This is a genomic window from Enhydrobacter sp. (assembly GCF_030246845.1).
GTDB lineage: Bacteria > Pseudomonadota > Alphaproteobacteria > Reyranellales > Reyranellaceae > Reyranella.
In genome coordinates this window covers 3,469,821-3,490,340 of record NZ_CP126889.1, presented here as the reverse complement: position 1 = coordinate 3,490,340, position 20,520 = coordinate 3,469,821, and the positions used below count along the sequence as shown (strand labels likewise).

The following is a 20,520-nucleotide window of genomic DNA, read 5'->3' as shown; positions in this document are numbered from 1 at the left end:
CCCTGTTGCCGGTCATTCCATTGCACCGCCGGCCCGGCGGTCGCGCAGGGCCGCGCCGAACGCCTCGAACAGGGTGCGGTTGACGGGGTTGCGTTGCGGATCGTATTCGGCGTGCCACTGGACGCCCAGCGCGAACGATCGCGCGTCGGCGATGCGGATCGCCTCGATCGTGCCGTCCTCCGCCACGCCCTCGACCACGATCCGCCGGCCGGGCTCGAGAATGCCCTGGCCGTGCAGCGAGTTCACCCGGATCGTGTCGCAGCCGAGAAGGCGCGCGAACTCGCCCTGCGGCGCGAGCCGCACCTCGTGGCGGTCGGCGAACACGACCTGCGGATCGGGATGGATCTCGCCGTTCGCCAGGCGCGGCATGCGATGGTTCATGCGCCCCGGCAGCTCGCGGATCTCGGGATGCAGCGAGCCGCCGAACGCGACGTTCATCTCCTGCAGCCCGCGGCAGATGCCGAACAGCGGCACGCCCCGCTCGACGCAGGCCTCGATCAGCGCCAGCGCCATCGCATCGCGATCGGGGTCGTAGGGTTCGTGCCGGGCGTCGGGCTCGACGCCGAAGCACGACGGATGGACGTTGGCGCGCGCGCCGGTCAGCAGGATGCCGTCGACGGCGCCGAGCAGGGCGTCGATGTCGGTGATGTCCGGCGTGCCGGCGAACATCAGCGGAAGCGCGCCCGCGACCTCCGCGACGGCGCGCAGATTGCGCTGGCCGACGATCTGCACATTGTGACGGTCGTTGATCAGGTGGGCGCTTCCGATCACGCCCACCACCGGTTTTCTCATCCAGGCGCTCACGCAGAAAATATTGCCCTTCCAGTTAAGCCGGTTTTCGCGCCGCGGGCGAGTCTTCGCCTCGGGGTCGATGTCGCTGGCACGTCCCTGCCGGCGGCCTCGGCGGCCCAGTCTCGTGCCCGCTCCCACCCTCGCCCGGCACCGGCCTTGCTCCGCTCGACGGTCGGGCCCGGCGATTTCGCCTCGACAGCGGCGGGCCCGTCGAGAAACATCGAGCCGCAAGCGGAGGAGTTCGAGCGATGGCGATCAAGGTCCTGGAAATCCACCACACCGGCTTCCGCATCGACGCGGAAGACCGGAAGATGAAGGCGCTGGAGACGTTCTACACCGGCGTGCTCGGCCTCGAACGCGATCCCGGCCGGCCGACCATTCCCGGCATCCCGGGCATGTGGATCAATGTCGGCGAGGTCGGCCAGATCCATCTGTTCGGCGGCGCCCAGCCTTCGCCGGCGGCGATAGGGCCGGGTCAGGATCCCACCCTGCCGCATGTCGCGCTGGCGGTGGCCGATATCATCCAGACCCGCGCCGAGCTCGACCGCATGGGCGTGCCCTACTGGCAGATCGAGGGGCTGACGAGCCCGGATTCGCTGCAGGTCTTCCTCAACGATCCGTGCGGCAACATGGTCGAGCTGCACCAGATCGACAAATGCAATTGCCGCGCGAGCAATCGCGTCAAGGCCTGACCGCGCGGCGCGTCCGGCCGGGTCCGGCTCAGCGGTCGAGGCCGACGGTCCGGCCGGTCGCGGGCGAGGCGCAGCGTCGCACGGCCTCGATGGCCGCGCTGCCGCCGCCCGCTTTCAGATCGACCACCGCCTCGCCGTCGAAGGCGTCGGCCGCGCCGGGCTGGGCGGCGACAAGATCGAGCCGCAAGATCATGCGGCGACCGTTGGCCATGGCATCGACGAAACCGTCGGACAGTGCGGCGAAGCCCTCCACCTGCCGGTCGGCCAGCACCGCGTAAGCGTCGCCGAACAGCAGGCTCACCGGAAAGACCCGACCATCGATCGCGATCTCGGCCCGCGGCTGATCCTTGAGGTCCGCCGTCGTGGCGCCCCGGGGCAGCAACGGGCCATCGTCGGTGAGATAGAGCTGGAGCTGCAGGACATTGCGGTCGCCCGCCCTCTCGCACGCCAGCACGACGCTCTCGACATTGAGGTTGGTCTCCGACGGCGCGACGGCGGCATAGTGCGACGGCTGGGCATCCGGCTCGACTCTCCAGGCGAGAACCTTCGCCGCCGGCGCCTCTGCCTGCGCCGTCGCGCCGAGGCAGGCCGTCACGGCGAGCGCGCACAAAAGGCCCGGGAGGATGTGCCTGCTCCCTTGCCTGACGATCTGCATGACGACGGCCCCTCTCTCGCCCCGACACCGGTGAAATACTGCCGGGACGGCGACGATCGATCGCGGCGCAAATGGCGCCGTCTTTCAGACATGGTCGCTCGCGCTGTCGCTCGCAAGGGCCTTCGGGGCGTCCGGCCGTCTTTTCAGGATGGATTTTGGCCGCCGCACAGGCATTCTGCGCCGCGCTCGCCTCTTCCTTCTTTTTCTTCCCTTTCGTCTCATAGGAAAACGCGCGTGACGGTCCCGGTCGCCCTCCTCGTCATCGCCGTCGGGCTCGCCTTCCTCGGCTGGATCCTGAGGCGGCGCCGGACATGGACCCTCCTCTGCGTCAACCTCGCGGCCGTGGTCGGGGCGCTGACGCTGTTCGAGTTCTATCTCGAGCGCCAGCAGGCCCAGGGCGACGGCACGCGCATGGAGGGCTCGATCGTCAACGGCTTCACCCACCGGGACGAGGTCCTGGGCTATGCGCCCGATGCGAACGCGAGCGTGACCGCCCGCAAGCTCTACGGCACCGAGCCGATCTACGACGTCGTCTACACCACCAGCGCGCAGGGCCTGCGGGTCACCACCCAGGCGGCGGCCTCGGCGAAGGAATGCGTCGTGTTCTTCGGCGATTCCATCACCTTCGGCGAAGGCGTGGGCGACCGGCAGAACTTCCCCTTCCTCGTCTCGCAGGCGATGGCCGACCGCTATGCCACCTACAATTTCGGCTTCAGCGGCTACGGCGCCCATCAGATGCTGGCCGCCCTCCAGTCGGGACGGGTCGGCGAGACCGTGCGGTGTGCGCCGAAATACTTCGTCTATCTCGGCATCCCCGACCATGCCGCGCGGGCCGCTGGCCTGGACCGCTGGGACATGCACGGCCCGCGCTTCCGGCTCCAGCCCGACGGATCCGTCGTGCAGCAGGGCCATTTCGACGATCCGGACCCGGCAGCCGGAAGCTGGATGCCAGCCTGGATGGGGAATGCGCTGGCAGGCTCCGTTGTCTGGCAGAAGTTCTTCGGCCGGCCGTACCGGATCGACGGCGAGGACATCGCCCTGCTCGACGGCATCATCCGACAGTCGGCCCGCGTCGCGCACGAACGCTTTCCCGGCAGCGTGTTCGACATGATCCTGTGGGATGGCGGCAACGACGGCGCGGCACGCCAGATCGAGGAGGGGCTGGCGGGAAGCGGCGTTCGTCTGAGCCGCATGACCGATGCGGTGCCGGACTTCTACAGCTCGGACAAGTACATTCTCAGCATCCACGATCGGCATCCCAATGCCCTCTGGCATCGGAGGATGGCGGACTACATCTCCCGCCAATTGCTGCAGGGAACGCCGGCTTCGCCGGCAACGACGAGATGACGCCGTCAGGCTTCGGGCACCGGCGGCGGCTCGTCCTCCTCCTCGTCGGCAGCGATGATCTCGGCGACGCGGACCGCCACGCTGCTCACCTGGTGGCCGCCCCTGGCGAGGACGTCGTGGTCGCCTATGACGCACATCGCCGCCTCCTCGAGATCCGCGACGGTCGGGTTGAGCTTCAGGATGTCGATGATCTTCGGATCCTCGAGCGAGCCGAGGATGCGATGGAAGTCCGCCCGCGTGGCGGGCCGCTGGCTGACGACAGGAGAAGCGGGCTTGCTGGACATGGCGGTCGGGTCCCTCGAAGGCTGGCTGCGCACGTCGGCTTCCGCCGATTTTTGACCGATCGCCCGCGTCTTCAAGCCGAATTTTTTGCCGGCGCACCCCCGCCGGATGCCCCGCGCCGGCGTTCTTCTGCCGCATGACTCCCGCAACCCCTCCGCACGAGACATCCTGGCCGCCGGGCGCCCTTTTCACCGTCGGGCACTCGACGCTGCCGATCGAGCGCTTCACGGCCCTCCTGCGGACCTACGGCATCGAACGGCTGGTCGACATCCGCACGGTGCCGCGTTCGCGCCGCAACCCGCAATTCAACAGCGACACGCTCGGTCCGTCGCTGCACCGGGACGGCATCGACTACCGGGCTCTGCCGGCGCTCGGCGGCCTGCGCCGGCCGCGCAAGGATTCGCCCAACACCGGGTGGCGCAACGAAAGCTTCCGCGGCTATGCGGACTATATGCAGACTCCGGCCTTCACGGCGGGCCTCGAGGCGCTGCTGCAGCTCGCGGCCGACAAGCGCGTCGCCATCATGTGCGCCGAGGCCGTTCCCTGGCGCTGCCACCGCTCGCTGGTCGCGGATGCGCTCGGCGTGCGCGGCGTCCCGGTGATCGAGATCCTGTCCGAGACGAGCTGGCGTCCGCATGCCCTCACGAGCTTCGCGCACGTCGAGGGCCGGACGATCACCTACCCGCCCGAGCAGCGCCCGCTGCTGTAAAGCCGATCCCGCCTACGATGCCTTCCTGAGCGGCCGCTCGCCGATCACGACGTCGCGGCTCAGGTTGTCGAACTGCTCGTCCATCCGCCGATAGTCGATCGTGAGCTCCTCGCCGGCGGGAATGTCCCGCAGCGCGAAGTATGTCACCTCGCCGTCGTCGGATTGCAGATTGGGTGAGGTCGAATGGTTCATGTACCAGCCCGCCGACATCCGCAGAAAATCGACCGGCACCCAGTAGCCGCCGGCGCTCCTGATGCCGTAGCGCTTGTAGAGATCCTTGTAGCGCGAGGCGTGGGCCTCCCGGAGCGTCACCCACTTGCTGTCCTCGGTATCCCACACCCGCACGAACTCGCCCTTCCTGATGGCGATGTCGGCAAAGCATCCTATGCCGTCGATCCTGGAAGGGCGCAGATGGACGAGGGCCTTACTCCACTTCCGCTTATGCATGAAACGCAATCGAACTTCTGGGCACGAGGGAACGATGACGCGCTTTTGCCCAGCTTCGCGGTGAATTGCAATGCGCTGTGCGATCGGATCAGCCGTATTCGAACACCGACGAGCAGCGTTCCGCGACGATGTGCAGGGCGCCGAGCGCCGACATGACCGGAGAGCAGCGTCCGTCCCTCGCCGGCCCTCTCGCCCGTTCCACCGGGGCCATCTGGATATGCCGCACCAGGCTCTGGCCGATCGCATGCCAATCGAAATGACCGACCGACAAGGCGTAAGCGGTCTCCTGCTGCTCGTTCAGGCTTGCCGTGTCGTCGATCATGTCGACGACGCCCCGAGCCAGGGCCGCATGGCTCGCGAACAGGCGCAGGCCGCGGCCCTCGGCCAGCGGCGTTCCCGGAACGGCGCCATCCATGGCGAAGATCGGCAGCCGGTTGAAGATATAGTCGAGCGACTTCAGCTTGAACCCGCCCAGCACGTCCGGCACCAGCGCGATGCGGGCGTTGGCCATGTAGGGGCGCACGTCGGGCACCGTGCCGACGACCTCGACCGACGGGAACCGCTTGCGCAAGGCGGCGACATGCGAGGCTTCGGTGCGGCCGACGATCTGCAGATCGATGCCGTTGGCCGCGAACACGGGCGCCGCGGTCGAGAGGAAGGCATCGAGGCTCAGCCGCTTGGCGGGCCAGTCGAAACTGCCGACGACGATGGCGCGCCGGGGCAGCGTGGCGTCGATCGTCCGGCTGGGAACGCGCGTCCCGTCATAGCCGGGCGGCACGAAGACGACGGGCCTGCCCGGCGACAGCGCAGCGAGGGTCCGGCAATCGTCCGGCGAATCGGCCGTCACCAGGTCGGCCGTTCGCAGCAGCAGGCGTTCCAGCCAGCGGGTCTTCGCCGCATCGGCGGTGCGGACCGCGCGCCGCCAGCCCTTCTGCGCCTCGGCGAGCGTGCGCGCGGCGGCGGTCTCGTCGTTCTGGGCGAGATAGGCGATCCTGGTCTGCGGATGGCGGCGACGATGGCGCAGGACATGCGGCAGTGCCCATCCGACGTTGATGCTGTCGAGCACGACGGCGTCCCAGCGTCCGGTCGCAAGACGTGTGGCAAGCGCGGCCCGCATGTCCGGCACACGCGTCCGCTGCGCGAACGCCGGGAAGCGAGAGGCCGTGCGCCTCCACCGGTTGAGCCGGCGATCTTCGGCGAAATGCCAGTCGATATTGGGCTCGCGCCGGCGATGGGCACAGCCCGGCTGCCGACTGAGGCCGAGCACGCTCAGCTCGACGCCGGCCTTCGCGACCGCGCGGATCAGCCCTCCGGAATAGATGAACTGGCCGTTGGTCTGCGGGTCTGGATCGCAAAGCGTGAGCCACAGGTAAGCCAACGCGCCCTCCTTCATTTTGTGTGTATCCGGGATTGGCACATCGCATAACCCAATCAGGCCGCGAACGGCTGTGACCAGCGCGTGTTGGCGATGTGACCAATGAGGGCTTTTGGCGTCGGCTCGGCGTCGACCGACGAGTCTGGAAGGCGATCGATAACGTGCTAGCTTTTCACCCGACCAATCGGATTGGAGGAACGCGTGGCAGGACGTCCCGGACGAGTCGCGGGCAAGGTCGCTCTGGTGACGGGCGCCGCCGCGGGCATCGGCCGGGCCATCGCGCGGCGCCTGGCCGAGGAAGGCGCGTCGCTGGTCATCGTCGACATCGATGAGCAGGGGCTTGTCGAAACCGGCCGCCTGATCGGCGCAGCCGACGGCAATGCGCCCTCCCAGGCGATCACCGCCGACGTCACGGACGAAAGCGCCGTGAAGGCTCTGTTCGCCGCGGCACTTGGCCAACATGGCCGGATCGACATCCTGGTGAACGACGTCGGCGGCGGAACGTCGGGCCGGATCTGGGAGGCGACAGCGGAAGACTGGGATCATGTCATCCGCCTCAATCTGCGCTCGGCATTCCTGTGCACGCGCGAGGCGGCGGCCCATATGCGCGCGCACCGTTCGGGGCGGATCATCAATCTCTCGTCCGGCGCGCGCGAGGGCACACCCTGGGCCGCCTACTACAGCGGAAACTCGGCCTATTCGGCGGCCAAGGCGGGCATCCATGGCTTCACGCGCGGCGTGGCCCTGGAACTTGCCGAATACGGCGTGACCGTGAATGCGGTCGCGCCCGGGCCGATCGAGACCGAGCGGACAGGCCCCGGCTTCCGCAAGATCGAGCATCTGGAATACGGTCCCATACGCGCCACACCGCTTCGCCGGATCGGAGTGCCGGACGACGTCGCCAACGCCGTGCTCTATCTTGCTTCCGACGAAGCGAACTACATTACGGGCACGACCCTGCCCGTCGCGGGAGGACGCTAGCCATGGATACGACGACCGGAATCGAGAACGGCCTGGACCGGGAGATCGCCAGCCTCAAGGCCACGGCCACCGACTACAATGCGCGCCACCGCGTGATCGAGAATTGCCGCTGGCCGGAAGGCGTGCGCGTTGCCGTGAACTTCACGGCGGATTTCGACGCCATGCTGCTGCGCCGGGTCCTGAACGAGCCGCCGATGCAGCTCGCCAAGGGCGAGTTCGGCGGCCGGGTCGGCATCTGGCGCCTGATCGAGCTGTTTGACAGCCACGGCGTGAAGGCCACGATCTTCACGCCCGGCCGCATCTGCGAGCTCTACCCGCAGGCGGTGAAGGCGGCATCGCAGAGCGGCCACGAGATCGCCGACCATATGTGGGAGCACCAGGTGCCGAAGGATCCCGGGCTGGAGCGGGATCATCTGCGCAAGACCGTCGCCGCGCTCGAGAAGCTGACCGGGCGCCGGCCGGTCGGCACGCGCAGCTCGCACACGCGCGGTCTGCTGCTCGAGGAAGGCTATATCTACACGTCCGAGGATTCGCTCGACCATCGGCCCAACTACACGAGCGATCCCGACGGCGCGCGGCCGTTGCTCAATCTGCCGTTCCACTACGCCATCGACGACGCGATGTTCTTCAGCTTCGCCTGGCTCAACAGCGAGAACAGCGCCCAGCGCATGATGGATCCCGACTATGTCGAGGAGATCTGGTGGCAGGCCTTCCTGCAGCAGTACCGGCAGGGCGGCTACCTCAACATCTGCATGCATCCCTTCGTGTCGGGCCGCGCCTTGCGCATCGCCATGCTCGACCGGCTGATCTCGCGCATGAAGGCGCTGCCCGGCGTGTGGTTGCCCACCTGCGAGCAGGTGGCGCGCCACATCCTCGCGACCCATCCGGCCGGCTGAATCGGGAGAACGCACATGCCGTGGAAGGACCGGTACACGATCAGCGACGAGAGAACGCTCGCCGACTCCGAGGTGCGATGGCCCGACGGCAAACGCTGCTGCTTCCGTGTCGTCGTCGACCTCAGCCCGGCCTGCGGGCCCGAAGGCATCAAGGGCCACGATCTCGCGACTCCCGAGGCCTTCTACGGCATGCACGGCGGGCTGTCGGCGCTCATGGCCGTGCTCCGCAACCACCGGCTCACGGTGACTTTCGCGGTGCCGGCGGTCGTGGCGGAGATCCATGCGGGCATAGTCCGCGCGCTTGCCGACGAGGGCCACGAGATCGCGGCGCACGGCTTCAAGCACGAGGATGTGAGCCTGCTGGCGAGGGACGAGGAGCAGGCGCGGCTTCGGCGCACCACCGAGATCCTGGCCAGGATCGCCGGCCGGCGGCCCGACGGCTGGTTCTCCCTGCCGCGCCCGGGCGACAAGTTCGCCGGCGGCGCCGTGAGCGCCCATACGATCGATCTGCTGATCGAGGAGGGCTACGCCTATTTCGGCAACGGCCTGGCCGACGACCTGCCGCACTGGTGGGTGTCCGACTTCGCCAGCCGCCGGGCGATCCTGACCTTGCCCTACTACTATCATTTCGACGACCAGTTCTTCCTGTTGTTCCCGCGGAAGGGCACCGGCCTCGAGAATCCCGCCGTCCTCTTCCGCAACTGGAAGGCCGAGCTCGACGCGCAGTACAAGCGCGGCCGGCAGTTCGCCATGGTCTTGCATCCGCACGCCATCGCCTGGCCGAACCGGCTTCACATGCTCGAGCAGTTCCTCGGCCACGCCCGCGGCCTGCCGGAGCTGTGGAACGCGACGAGCGCGGCATGCGCGCGCCACTGGACGATCGCCTTCCCGGCGACAACCCATCTCAAGCTCGAGCCCAGCATCTGGCGCGACTATCCGGGCAGCTTGAGCTGACCCTGTCGTCCGGATCGATGATTCAATCGCGCACCAGCGGCATCACCTCCGCCGCGAAGCGCTGCAGGCCTTCGATGCTTTCGGCGATGGAGCGGCCGCGGAAATCGAAGACGAGCTCGTGCACGCCGATCGCGGCGAACGAACGGATGTCCGCGGCAATCTCCTCGGGGCTGCCCGAGAAGCTCCGCCGGCTGCCGTCACGGTCGGGAATGGCCGAGTCGTAGAGCGGCGCCTTGTAGGAGACGGTGAGCGCCGAGAAGTCCCGTCCCTCCTCCTCCGTCATCCGCTTCAGCGTCTCGAGATGCGCCCGCATCTCCCCGGGCGGCAGCGGCGAGGCAGCGACGGCACCGACCGGATGCCAGCCGTCGCCATGCCGTGCCGTGCGACGCAGGGCGGCGCGCGAATGGCCGCCGATCCAGACCGGCGGATGCGGCTTCTGCAGCGGGAACGGTTCGGCGCGGATGTCGGCGAAGCTGTAGAACTTGCCCTCGAAGCTCGCGGGCGACTGCGTCCAGAGCCGCTTGAAGATCGCGATCCATTCGTCGGCCACGGCGCCGCGCCGCTCGAAGCCCGGACTGCCGAGTGCGACGAATTCCTCTTTCAACCAGCCGACGCCCACGCCCAGCGTGACCCGGCCGCCGGACAGGACGTCGAGGGAGGCGACCATCTTCGCCGTCAGCACGGGGTTGCGGTACGGCAGCACCAGCACCGACGTGACGAGCCGCAGCCGCTCCGTGGCGCCCGCCACCACGCCCAGGATCGAGAACGTCTCGAGCGCATCGCCGCCGCTCGGATGCTTGCGGTCGAGCGTGTAGGGATAGTCGGAGTCGCTGGTCACCGGGAAGACGATGTGGTCGGCGATCATCGCCGAATGCAGCCCCAGGCGCTCGCCTTCGCGCGCCAGGGAGAGGACGCCTTCGCGCGTGGCCATCGGGCCGCGGGTGGGAAGATAGAAGCCGTAGCGCATCGATCGAAGCTCCGTGTCGACGCGACTATGGCATTGTCGGTTAGGCAAACGCACCAATCACCGATTCGTACCGGCGCGGCACCAGACCGGCTGCCTTGATCAGTGGGACACGAACGAGCATCGCGCCGGGCTGAGGAGCAAATCCCGCGTGACGCCGCCCAATACCCACTCGCGCAAGCGGGAATGGCCGTACGCACCCCCTACGAGCAGTCCGGCGTCGAGCTCCCTGGCGATGGCCTCGAGCTCGGTCGAGTCGTCTGCAGCTCCGACAACGGCGCGCGCCGTGGCAGAGATGCCGTGACCGGACAACCAGGCCGCGACATCCGCCGTGCTCGTCCGGGCGTCGTCGAGATCGTCCTCTGCCGCGACCTGGACGACCGTCACGCGTTCCGCCAGCGTCAGAACCGGCAGGGCGTCCTCGGCCGCCCGACGAGCTTCGCGTGTGTCCTTCCAACCGACGACCACGCTTTTCACGTCGAGCTTGTCGACGCCGCGCCCGGCAACGAGGACCGGCTTGCCCGCCCTTATGGCCAAGTCGGCCAGATTGATGCGATGCTTTTCGAGCAGGGAAGCCTGTTCCTCGACCGCCGCGACCAACAAGTCGGCGGCGCGCATCTGCTCGGCGACGTAGTCGGCGATGGTGCCGTAGGAGACGACTGTCGAGCGCCATTGGCAGTCCATCACCTTGCCCTCGAAGGCCGACCGGAAACTTTTCTCGGCCGCCTTCAGCTCCTTCTCGATGAGCTCGAGATCCCGGGTGATCAGGTCCTGGGGCACGTATGCGTCGGGGCTGCCGTAGATCGGCAGCGGCTGGCAGGCACTGATCCCGATCACCCGGATGGCCTTGACCCGGTTCGCCAAGTCGATGGCAAGCCGCAGCAACGCATCATTGGACTGGCCCGCCGTCAGGTGGACCATCAAGCTGGAAGGGTTCATCAGCGCCTCATCGAAAGGGCGCATCGTGAACGGCTATCCAGGCGGCTCCTTGATCCTTGTCAAACCAATGGTTGCGGTGTCGGCCGCGTGCCGCAGGTCTGGGCGTCCCGATGGCGGGCTGCTCTGTGCCCGCTCGCCAATGCACGCATGGACGCCGAGAACCCACAAGGAGAGCTTGAAGATGCGGCCCGACTACCGATGAAGCCGGTTCCGCGCGGGCGCGAAACCGGCACCGGTGCAGTAGCCGCATGCTGCGGTCAGCAGGACCAGTCCAACCGCTCGACCGCGCGACCCTTGTCGAAAGGCAGCACTCTTGCAACGATTTACGGACCCTCAGCTTGGGAACTAGCGATGTGAGGGAGTCCAGGGCCCGTAGAAATCTGGCCCGACGAAGCAATTAACGAAACTCGGCCTGGTGACCATGCCGCCGTTGACGCTGACGGCCGCACAGTTCGCGCTCGCCGTGCCATTGCTGTTCCTATTCGTCATAGGTAGGCAGCGCTGCACTCGCGGTCGCTTTCTAATACGTTTGGAGCGTCGAGCTCACCAACACGTACGGGACCGCCACCGTGGCGGCCTGGAGTACATTTTTGGATTTGTGGTGCTGCTGCCGTGGGCAGGCTGGGAGATGGCGCGGGTTCAGTTCCACGTCACCGCCGAAGGTCTCGGAGCGGCGGTCTATCTCGGCGTCATCGTCACGGTAGCGGGTCTCTTCCTGTGGCTCCACCTGCTACGCCTCGTCCCGGCTCGGACCGCCGCCAGCGTGCAGTACCTTCAGCCGATCGTGGGCATCGCCGCTTCATCCGCCATGTTCGGGGACAGGCTGGGATTTTTCTTCGTTGCCGGAGTGATCTTGATACTGGGCGGTCTTGCTCTGTCCATGTCCGCACGCACTCGGAATTGAGAAACTCGCCGCCGCTTTCGACTCGGCCGACCCGATCGAATTGTCGATGGAATTGGGAAATGGTGCCCAGGGGCGTCATCACGCGATTCGTATAACGACTTGATATTAAAAGCGAAAATTGGCAGTGTGGAAAATCGAAAGGCCAACAAAAAAGCCAACAGCCGATTTTCCTGTGGATAACACGGCCCGCGATGTCAGCCAATGTCGGCAAGCTCTGAGCGCCACGCCTCAAGAAATGGCGGGTCCTTGGAATCCGGCTCGGGGCTTGGCCGGACCACCGCAAGCCGCGTCGGTACCGGGAGCGCGGCACCAAAGACGATAGCCTCGCCGCGCCCCAGGCCGGAGAGCTGACGGGATATGTTCACCCCGGCCGTCTCGGCAGCCGATGCCACGGCCCGCTGGTCGGCGTCGTTGCTGAGCCTGAAGACGGCCCACGTCCCACACTGAGCGAGAACAGTGGGCGAGACTTCGGACGGGCGCTGCGTGCTAATCATTAGCGACAAGCCGAACTTGCGCCCCTCCTTGGCGAGACGCTCGTAGGCTAGGGCGTGCTGCCCAGAATCACTGTCGCTGGGAAGCTGACGCAGGTAGTGGTGCGCCTCCTCCAGTGCCAGCATGGTGGGATGCGTCCGGCCAGGTCCGCGCCGAAACAGCTCGGCGGCGAACATTTCAAGCAACGAGCCCAGAACAAAGGGCATGAGATCCTGCGCCAGGCGGCTAAGATCGACAATGTGGATCGACCAGTCATTCGCCTGAATGGCCGCATGGCCGAAGATGTTGTTCACCAGCTTCGCCGACTCAGCGGCCATGTTGAGCGGATTTTCGACGGCAGCGCCGCCGCCGGTATCGACGACGGAAGCAAATTGGGCATCCTCGATGAATCCGCGGATGCGGTTAATCAGGGACTGGATATGGCCGTAGTGAAAAGTATCCCGCTCCGCCCCCTGCCGCCCCTGCTTGGTGACATACCATTCCGTGGCAAGACAGGATAAAGCCCGCATATGGGGCCAAGCCGCCGCAACGGCAGCGGTGCCGGCGCGGATCGCGTTAAGGTCCTGAAGTGCCCGCGCGGGTGCGCCAGTGTGGCAGTCGTCGAAGAGAGTGTTGTTGGTCTGCCCGGTTACCCGCGCACCGAATTGGTTGGCTTCAACAAATCTCAGATGTTCGATGGCAAAACGCAGCGCGGGCATCTGTGCGCGCTCGCTCGGGATGAGCAAGCGCGCCAGGCCATTGCGCCCCAGAGCATAGTAGGGAATCCGAAAGCCATGCACGCTGCTCTCGCCAAGGTGAGTGTGTTTGACGCGCCTCCCCAAGGGGGCGAAGGCTGGTGCATATTCGCCGTTCACGTCGAAGACGACAATACGGGACCGGGGCCATCGGCTGAGCTGCTGCAAGATCGCCGCGACGAAATGAGTTTTTCCCTGTCCGGTCGCGCCGAGCACCGCCAGATGGCGGCCGAGGATATCGTTGATGCCGACGCGGACCTCAATTCCGCGATTGCGTGAATCGGCCCCCAGCGTGATCTGGCCATCCGGGTCTCCCGACGCCCTTATCGTGGCGATGGTTTCGGCATCGGCCAGCGGATACACGCTGGCCCCCAGCACCGGCAGACGCCATTCCTGCGGCTGGAACCGCAGCCTGCCGCCGCTACGGGCAAGATAGCCGATCACGCGCCCTCGGAGCTGGCGCAGCGGCTCTTGCACGATCCGCGCATTGGCGCGCTGACCGGCATGAACCTCGCGGGGTTCGGCGAACGCAACCGACATGATCCGCAGGATCACAGTTTCCGCGCCGGCCTCAACGCCGACCAGATCGCCAGGCTGCTCTACCGTGGACAGGCCGTCCCTGTGGCCGGCGACATGACCACGCGAGTCCTCAAGGAGATTCACCAGTAGGTTCGCGCCGTCGATCTCAACGACATAACCAATCGGACGTCGGCTGCTCATGCGCCGTCCTCACCCGCTCCCGTTGCCGCTTTGGTCATCGGGATCTTTCCTGATGGGCAGGCTAGTGGCGCGCTTGAGCAACTGCTCGATGCTTCTTGCGCGCTCGGAGGTATCATCCAGCAGCGCCGGCTCCGGCAGGTCGCTGGCGAGCGTGTCGAAGAAGCTGCCCGGCCCAAACCCCCTGACGGCCACCTGCGGCAACTGAGCCAGAAGCAAGCGCCGCAACTGCTCATTCGGCGCGATGGCGCTTTCACCCCCGGATGTGAGGGTCGGATAGAGCCCAAGCCGGTGAACTTCAGGGAGGTAGATAATGAGCTGCAAGGTCGGATTCTGAAGGGCGGAGACGATCAGCCGGTTGATGTGATCGTCGGCAAACCCGTAGCCATTGACCAAAAGGCAGGTGTTCGGGCGCGAGAGGAATTCGGTGAAACGGCGGATGATCTCGCCATAGACGAAGCCAGTGGTCTGCACGAACTTCGTTGCACCGGGAAAGATCATCAGGCCCGGCCAGTCATCCGGCTCGTCGGAGTCGAAGAAGGCGTCGATTTTCCCCTTCATCGGGCCGCACGGCATTTCGCAGACAACGCCCTCGGGCGACGTCACCCACGACACCGAGCCGTGCAGCTTACCGAGATAGAGGTTGTAGGTGCCGAATCGGGCTTCGCCTCGGGCCTGCACATTCCGCAGGCCCAGATCGAAGCTGCTGGGACGGAAGGAACGGTCGTGAAGGCCGGAGAAACCGTTGACGCAATGCAGGCCCAGCGCCTCGGCGGACCACTCGATGGCCAAGTCGTAGTTGGTCGTGAAGACCCAAGGGGCCGACTGCCCTGGCTGTCGGTTGCCCACCAGCCGCGACACCATGCGGACGTGATGGGAGAGCTTCTCATGCACCAGCGCCCTGCTCGGGTGCTCCCAAAGCTCGGCTTGTAGCATGGCGGCCTGCAGGACAGCCTTGCGCAGAGCATGGCGCACCCGCTTGATCGGCGCGAGATCGGCGCCCACCCGTTCGCCGTCGAGACAGGCGATTTCCAGCCGGTCCAGCAGATGCTCGACATTGGGCTTCTCGCCATCTTTCAGGAATTTCTGCTCCCGAAGTGTCTTCACCGCGTCGGCGGCGTCCGCCTCCAAACGCGACCAGACATCATCCATGGTGAGACCGCCCACGCACTTGGACGCACCTGCCCCGATGAGAACGCCGACATTCTCCAGGCGAATGGTCAGCGCGAGGTGGGACGCAAACTCCTCTTCGCTCAATGGGCGAGAACCCCGGATGGCGAAAAAAGTACTAGTCATGTAATCACAATCCCCCCTTGAACGCCTTGTCGAGAATTGCGGGAAGCACGGCATCCAGCTCGGTGGCGGTTTCGGTTTGGAGTGCCCTGACGGTGTCGACTTTGGTTTGCAGTGCGTCGAGTTCGGCGACAATGCGGCGCTGCTCATCAAGCGATGGGAGCTTGATTGGGGTGTTTTCGAGTTGGCCCACATTCAACGTTGGTTGAGCTAATGTTCGAGTTTGTTCTCGGAAGTAATCCTGACAACGGCGATCAGAAAGGCTCTCTGCAAGAAAGCGCGCATCAACGTCCTGCCTTGGAAGCACACGGCAGACTGCGCGTGCAATGTTGGCTCCAGCCCACGACTGCGGAGCCATGCCGATTTTACCGATGCTTCCCACAACGCCAATTAAGACTTCCCCACCTTGAAGGGTCGTGCGCTTGTATTGTGCGGCGATATCCTTGGATATTCGCTTGTTCGGCATTGATAAAGGCGACTTGACGGACAAGTCTTGCACTCGAACAAATGGGACGCCATTTTCCGTATCTGCTCCGGGAACCAGAACGCCGTATGAAATTGATGTCCCAGGCATGACTAATTCGCGTAGGGGCATCTCTGGAGCGGACTTAGGAAGAAGCCTGTCCAAGATGGAAGCTGATAGTGCTTGCGAGGCACGGGCGCTCTCAGCCCTCAGCTTGCTTGCTTCCTTCACCTTTGCGGCCAGTTCCTCGATGCGCGCGACGATGCGGCGTTGCTCATCAAGCGACGGAAGAGGAATTGAGGTTGCTAGAAATTGTTTTGGTCGAATTGCTGCGTAGCCGGTAGTGCCCCGAGCCTCTGCATTGAGTTGAGGCTCGAAGTAATTGCCGCGAAGTAGCCACGCGATAAAACCCGGGAAAGCCTTTCTTCCGTCTATGTCGAAAAGAAAGAAGTGGGACGTACAAAGCGCCCCATCACCTTCCGGCGGCACGATACCTATGGCTCCTTTCTTCGCCCAAATTTCCGAAAGGATGACTTGTCCAGATCGCGCAAGCTGATGCTTTTCCATCTTGACGGAACCGCCATCTGCGGGGGCGTCCAAGACAACGCCACGCCCGTAGAGCTTTACTGAGAGCTTCGGATATGCCCTTGGCTCGAGATCGTGGACGTATTGCGTGTCTTGCCTCAAAACCTCACCAAGCATGACGCTGGGTACTGTCGCTGTCATGCGCTTGCCCCAAGCGCCCTTTTGATCTCCTGCATCAGCTCAGCGATCCGCAGTTCCTTCTTCAAGATGTCGTCGGCGAGCTGATCGGGCGGCAGGTGCTCAAAGTCCACCTTGGCCCGAGGGTTCTTGCGGTCGAGGTTGCAGCCCGCGTTGAGCAACTCCTTGGCGGACACCTTCCACGCCTGATCGCTTTCCTGGCGGTTTGCCCACCACGCGATGCAGCCCTTGAACTCGTCGAACTGCATGGGCTGGGTCTTGGTGTAATTCTTGCGCCCATCGGGCAAGGGCTGCTCGTAATACCAGACCTCTTTTGTCGGGCCGGAGCGGTCGAAGAACAGGATATTGGTGGGGATGCTGGTGTAGGGCGCGAACACGCCATTGGGCAGCCGCACGACGGTATGAAGGTTGAACTCCTTGAGAAGCTCTTCCTTGATGCGCGCGCAAACGCCGTCGCCGAACAGCGTTCCATTCGGCACGACGACTGCCGCACGCGCCGGGCGCCCCACGGGAGTCGGGTGGCGTTTGAGCTTGCGCATGATGAGCTGGAGGAATAGCAGCGCGGTTTCCGCCGTCTGGCGGTCTTCCGGGAAGTTGCCCTGGATACCCTTTTCCTCCTCCCCGCCAAAGGGCGGGTTGGTGAGGATCACATCGACGCGCTCTCTTTCGCCGATCTCAGAGAGCTTAAAGCGCAGGGCATTGCCGGGGTCAATCTGCGGTGCATCCAACCCGTGCAGCAAAAGATTCATCTGGCAAAGCAGATAAGGCAGGGACTTGGGCTCGCAGCCGGTAATGGTGCCGTTTTGAAGGCGCTTGCGGTCGACGACAGTCTTTACCTGCTTTTCAAGGTGGTTGTACGCTTCTACCAGAAACCCGCCTGTACCGCTGGCCGGGTCAAGGACGGTTTCGCAAAGGCGCGGATCGGTGACTTCTACCATGAAGCGGACGACAGGGCGCGGCGTGTAGAACTCGCCAGAATCGCCCGCCGCGTCACGCATTTCGCGGAGCATGGATTCATAGAGGGCACCGAGGGTGTGAAGCTCATCCGACGAGGTGAAATGAATCCCGTCAACCTTGTTGATGATGTCGCGCAGCAGATAGCCACTCTTCATGCGATTATCGACGCCCTTGAACACGGTGGCGATCACGTCGCGGCGGTTGTCGCCGTTGGAGCTTGAGAGCGAGCGCAGATAAGCGAACAGGCCTGGGCCTTTCGTCCCGTCCGCACGCACTGCTTCGTCGGAATTGATGAAGGAAAGCAATTCATCGCCCGTGATCCCCTGCGGATCGGCGGCCCAATCGCGCCAGCGATACGGCGCCTCGATGGCGGCCTTGAATTTCTTGCCCGACAGCGCGGTTTCCTCCTCACGCTGCTGCTCGAGATCGTCGAGGAATTTGAGAAACATGATCCATGTCAGCAGCGGCAGACGGTCGAGATCGCCGTTCAACCCCTTGTCCTTGCGCATGATGTCGCGCGCGGATTTGAGAAGGCGCCCGAGCATCTGGGAGGTCGTCATCGGCGCGGCTTCTGCGCCGTTCTTTTTCTTAGTTCGTGCCATAGAGCAGTCCTTGCAGGTCGTTTACGGCTCGGCGAAGCACGTCGGGGCTGCCGAACAGCTTAATAATTTCGGCGGGCTGGCCGTGGGTTGAGATAGGCGGAACCTTGAGCACGTCCGGCAGGACAAACTGCGCGTCGCCGTGTTCGGCATATTTTTCCAGAAGCTCGTCGAGCACCTGACGCGCTTCGGGCGAGAATTTCTCGAAATAGTCCTTGCGCTCAGCTTTGAGGCGCTGCGCCCGCTCGCGCCGGGTTCGAAGCGGCGCATTGAAGGCCAGATGGCAAAGCAGGTCGAAGGGATCGGCGTCGGTCTGACCCGTCTGTTCGGCCAGCACATCGAAGTCGATGCCACGCTCGCCCAGTGCGGTGATGATCTCGCTGCGCTGGTCCGCATCCGCCCACCGCTTGCGAAGCTCGGCGGAGGTCGGGGCGAGGGAACGGACACTTTCGGCGGCATAGTCGGTGTATTTGACGACGCGTAGCTGCTTGCCGTTCGGATCGAGCTCGTGGACCAGGTGGGCCACGACTTCGACCTCGCCCCCGTCGAAATAGAATTTGCGCGGCTCGCCGGTTGGCCGCTCGATCACGCCGGGCTCGCCTTCCTCCGGAGGGGTAGGTTCCGGTTCCTGCCCTTCGGGGACCGTCTCCGTCGTCGCGGTAGTTTCCCCGGCGTCGTTCACTTCTTCTTCCGTGATCCGGGCCGGATCGCCGTCGAAATCCGGGTCGGCGAACATGCGGGTTGCCGAGCCGGTGTAATCGAGGATGTTGAACCACAGCTTGCCGTAATCATCGCGCAGGCGTGTTCCGCGTCCAATGATCTGCTTGAACTCGCTCATGGACCCGACGACGCGCGCCAGAACGACATTCTTGCAGGTCGGGGCATCAACGCCGGTCGTCAACAGTTGCGACGACGTGAGGATGACCGGGGTTTTGGTTTCGAGGTCCTGGAACTTCGATAGGTGGCCTCGCCCGATTGCGCCCTCGTCGGCGGTGACGCGCGCCACATAATCAGGATACTGCGCCACAAGGTCGGCATTGAGGTTGACCAGAGCCTGCCGCATCTCCGAGGCGTGTTCCTGATCGACGCAGAACACGATGGTTTTGGCGAAACGGTCGGTCTTCTTAAGGAAGTCGGTCAGGTGGCGGGCGATAGCTTCCGTACGGGCGCGCAAGGCGATGGCCCGCTCGAAATCCTTGGTCTGGTATTCATCATCGGGGATCGCGCGGCCGAAGCGATCCACCTCGTCCTTGCTGGGCCGCCATCCGGCGGCGTCCCATTGGGTGATGACACGATGCACCCGGTAGGGCGCGAGAAAGCCGTCGTCGATGCCCTGACGCAGGCTGTATTCGTAGATCGGGTTGCCGAAATAGAGGTAGGTGTCGCGGTTGTCCTCTCGTAGCGGGGTGGCTGTCATGCCGAGCTGATAGGCGGGCTTGAAATGCTCAAGGATGACACGCCATGAACTGTCGTCCCGCGCACTTCCCCGGTGACATTCATCGACGATGATGAGGTCGAAGAAGTCCGGCGGATAGTCCCGGAAAAGCCCCGCGCGGCGCTCGTCCTCGGCGAGCGCCTGATAGATGGCGAAATACATTTCCCGGCTTTTGACGATCTCACCGGATTCGATCTTGTGGCGCGCATCCCCGAAAGGGGTGAAGGTTTTGTCCTTCGGGTCGTCGATGAGGATGTTGCGATCCGCGAGGAACAGGATGCGCGGTTTGCGATGCTCCCCGGTCCTGTTCCAGCGGCTCGACCAAAGCTTCCAGCAAATCTGGAAGGCCACGATGGTCTTGCCCGTCCCCGTTGCCATGGTGAGAAGCAGGCGCTTCCTTCCGGCAAGGATGGCTTCGACAGTCCGGTTAATGGCGATTTGCTGGTAGTATCGGGGCAGCTTGCCGCCGACCGTATTGTAGGGGGCGATCAGATGCTCCACGCGCTCGGGCGTGTTGATTCCGCTGCCCGTCTGATAGCGCCGCCAAAGGTCATCGGGGCTCGGGAAGTCGGGGACGCGCGTTTCCGTCCCCTTGAAATAATCGATCTCGATGATCTCAGCGCCGTTAGTGGCGTAGGCGTATTTGAGGCCGAGGATTTCCGCATAATCGCGGGCCTGCTGCACGGCGTCGGTCGCGGATTTATAGCTGGCCTTGGCCTCGACCACGGCAAGCGGAAAGTCCCGCGTGTAACGCAGCAGATAATCGACCCGCTTGGGCGGCTTGCGGACAAAGCCCTTGCCCACGGGAATGACGCGGCCATCCGTGATGGTGCGCTGCTCGGCGATGGAATGAGGGTCATTATCCCAACCGATGGATTGTAGCTTGGGCACGACGAATTTTCGGCACGTGTCGGCTTCGTTCGTCATGCGCCCCCGCTGCCCCCTGCTGCTCCTCAACCTTACGCTTTATCCAGTTTGCGATTTCCTGCCGCTGGAACCGCCACGATCCGCCGACCTTGAAGCCAGGAATCTTGCCTGCCGAGGCGAGCTTGTAGGCCGTCTTCTCATTGATCTTGAGAAGTTCCGCCACCTCCCGGATCGTCAGGATTTCATCGGCTACGCGCCCACTGTAACTCATGGTTGAGAAAGCGTATAGAAGATCGGAGAAAA

At 64.6% G+C, this 20,520-nt stretch carries 20 protein-coding genes; 7 read left to right on the top strand and 13 right to left on the bottom strand.

What is annotated here, in order from left to right:
- Positions 1–12: 12 nt before the first annotated feature.
- Complete coding sequence (locus OJF58_RS17545) at positions 13–792, bottom strand: gamma-glutamyl-gamma-aminobutyrate hydrolase family protein (RefSeq protein WP_300779003.1); 780 nt, start codon at positions 790–792, stop codon at positions 13–15.
- 248 nt (positions 793–1,040) lie between these two features.
- Here OJF58_RS17545 and OJF58_RS17540 point away from each other — a divergent pair, with 248 nt between their 5' ends.
- Positions 1,041–1,484, top strand: a complete 444-nt coding sequence (locus OJF58_RS17540; RefSeq protein ID WP_300779002.1) for a VOC family protein — start codon at positions 1,041–1,043, stop codon at positions 1,482–1,484.
- A gap of 28 nt (positions 1,485–1,512) precedes the next feature.
- Here the strand turns inward: OJF58_RS17540 and OJF58_RS17535 are convergent, their stop codons facing one another.
- Entirely contained in the window at positions 1,513–2,139 is a 627-nt protein-coding gene (locus OJF58_RS17535; protein ID WP_300779001.1) for a hypothetical protein, read from the bottom strand.
- Between the two features lie 234 nt (positions 2,140–2,373).
- Here OJF58_RS17535 and OJF58_RS17530 point away from each other — a divergent pair, with 234 nt between their 5' ends.
- Positions 2,374–3,486: a hypothetical protein gene (locus OJF58_RS17530; RefSeq protein WP_300779000.1), complete on the top strand. Its 1,113-nt coding sequence runs from the start codon at positions 2,374–2,376 to the stop codon at positions 3,484–3,486.
- A 5-nt stretch (positions 3,487–3,491) separates the two neighbouring features.
- Here the strand turns inward: OJF58_RS17530 and OJF58_RS17525 are convergent, their stop codons facing one another.
- Complete coding sequence (locus OJF58_RS17525; protein ID WP_300778999.1) at positions 3,492–3,770, bottom strand: hypothetical protein; 279 nt, start codon at positions 3,768–3,770, stop codon at positions 3,492–3,494.
- A 134-nt stretch (positions 3,771–3,904) separates the two neighbouring features.
- Here OJF58_RS17525 and OJF58_RS17520 point away from each other — a divergent pair, with 134 nt between their 5' ends.
- Positions 3,905–4,477: a DUF488 domain-containing protein gene (locus OJF58_RS17520; RefSeq protein WP_300778998.1), complete on the top strand. Its 573-nt coding sequence runs from the start codon at positions 3,905–3,907 to the stop codon at positions 4,475–4,477.
- A 12-nt stretch (positions 4,478–4,489) separates the two neighbouring features.
- On the opposite strand, the gene OJF58_RS17515 is transcribed toward OJF58_RS17520, so the two are convergent.
- The gene (locus OJF58_RS17515; protein WP_300778997.1) at positions 4,490–4,924 is read right to left on the bottom strand and encodes an SET domain-containing protein; all 435 of its coding nucleotides are present in this window, start codon (positions 4,922–4,924) and stop codon (positions 4,490–4,492) included.
- Positions 4,925–5,012: 88 nt separating this feature from the next.
- Positions 5,013–6,302 (bottom strand): glycosyltransferase, encoded by a 1,290-nt coding sequence (locus OJF58_RS17510; RefSeq protein ID WP_300778996.1) that lies wholly within the window; start codon positions 6,300–6,302, stop codon positions 5,013–5,015.
- Between the two features lie 198 nt (positions 6,303–6,500).
- Here OJF58_RS17510 and OJF58_RS17505 point away from each other — a divergent pair, with 198 nt between their 5' ends.
- From OJF58_RS17505 to OJF58_RS17495, 3 genes are read left to right on the top strand one after another with little or no spacing between them, the layout of a single operon-like run.
- Positions 6,501–7,280 carry an SDR family NAD(P)-dependent oxidoreductase gene (locus OJF58_RS17505; RefSeq protein WP_300778995.1) on the top strand — a complete coding sequence of 260 codons (780 nt, stop codon included), beginning with the start codon at positions 6,501–6,503 and terminating at the stop codon, positions 7,278–7,280.
- Between the two features lie 2 nt (positions 7,281–7,282).
- On the top strand, positions 7,283–8,176 hold the full coding sequence (locus OJF58_RS17500; protein WP_300778994.1) for a polysaccharide deacetylase family protein: 894 nt from the start codon (positions 7,283–7,285) through the stop codon (positions 8,174–8,176).
- A gap of 15 nt (positions 8,177–8,191) precedes the next feature.
- Entirely contained in the window at positions 8,192–9,130 is a 939-nt protein-coding gene (locus tag OJF58_RS17495) for a polysaccharide deacetylase family protein (RefSeq protein WP_300778993.1), read from the top strand.
- Positions 9,131–9,152: 22 nt separating this feature from the next.
- Here the strand turns inward: OJF58_RS17495 and OJF58_RS17490 are convergent, their stop codons facing one another.
- On the bottom strand, positions 9,153–10,097 hold the full coding sequence (locus tag OJF58_RS17490; RefSeq protein ID WP_300778992.1) for an LLM class F420-dependent oxidoreductase: 945 nt from the start codon (positions 10,095–10,097) through the stop codon (positions 9,153–9,155).
- Positions 10,098–10,196: 99 nt separating this feature from the next.
- Positions 10,197–11,033, bottom strand: a complete 837-nt coding sequence (locus OJF58_RS17485) for a universal stress protein (protein WP_300778991.1) — start codon at positions 11,031–11,033, stop codon at positions 10,197–10,199.
- Positions 11,034–11,454: 421 nt separating this feature from the next.
- Here OJF58_RS17485 and OJF58_RS17480 point away from each other — a divergent pair, with 421 nt between their 5' ends.
- Positions 11,455–11,937, top strand: coding sequence for a DMT family transporter (locus OJF58_RS17480; RefSeq protein WP_300785310.1), 483 nt, complete (start codon positions 11,455–11,457; stop codon positions 11,935–11,937).
- Between the two features lie 194 nt (positions 11,938–12,131).
- On the opposite strand, the gene herA is transcribed toward OJF58_RS17480, so the two are convergent.
- Genes herA through OJF58_RS17450 form a run of 6 tightly spaced genes read right to left on the bottom strand, consistent with a single transcriptional unit; the run spans position 12,132 to position 20,488 of the window.
- Complete coding sequence (gene herA / locus OJF58_RS17475; RefSeq protein ID WP_300778990.1) at positions 12,132–13,883, bottom strand: anti-phage-associated helicase HerA; 1,752 nt, start codon at positions 13,881–13,883, stop codon at positions 12,132–12,134.
- A gap of 9 nt (positions 13,884–13,892) precedes the next feature.
- Positions 13,893–15,176 (bottom strand): SIR2 family anti-phage-associated protein, encoded by a 1,284-nt coding sequence (locus OJF58_RS17470; RefSeq protein ID WP_366526779.1) that lies wholly within the window; start codon positions 15,174–15,176, stop codon positions 13,893–13,895.
- A gap of 4 nt (positions 15,177–15,180) precedes the next feature.
- Complete coding sequence (locus OJF58_RS17465; protein WP_300778988.1) at positions 15,181–16,338, bottom strand: restriction endonuclease subunit S; 1,158 nt, start codon at positions 16,336–16,338, stop codon at positions 15,181–15,183.
- A gap of 20 nt (positions 16,339–16,358) precedes the next feature.
- Positions 16,359–17,918, bottom strand: coding sequence for a class I SAM-dependent DNA methyltransferase (locus tag OJF58_RS17460; RefSeq protein WP_300778987.1), 1,560 nt, complete (start codon positions 17,916–17,918; stop codon positions 16,359–16,361).
- The gene (gene hsdR / locus OJF58_RS17455; RefSeq protein ID WP_300778986.1) at positions 17,905–20,277 is read right to left on the bottom strand and encodes an EcoAI/FtnUII family type I restriction enzme subunit R; all 2,373 of its coding nucleotides are present in this window, start codon (positions 20,275–20,277) and stop codon (positions 17,905–17,907) included. The genes OJF58_RS17460 and hsdR overlap by 14 nt, the downstream gene beginning before the upstream one ends.
- Positions 20,210–20,488: a helix-turn-helix domain-containing protein gene (locus OJF58_RS17450; protein ID WP_300778985.1), complete on the bottom strand. Its 279-nt coding sequence runs from the start codon at positions 20,486–20,488 to the stop codon at positions 20,210–20,212. The genes hsdR and OJF58_RS17450 overlap by 68 nt, the downstream gene beginning before the upstream one ends.
- Between the last annotated feature and the right edge of the window lie 32 nt (positions 20,489–20,520).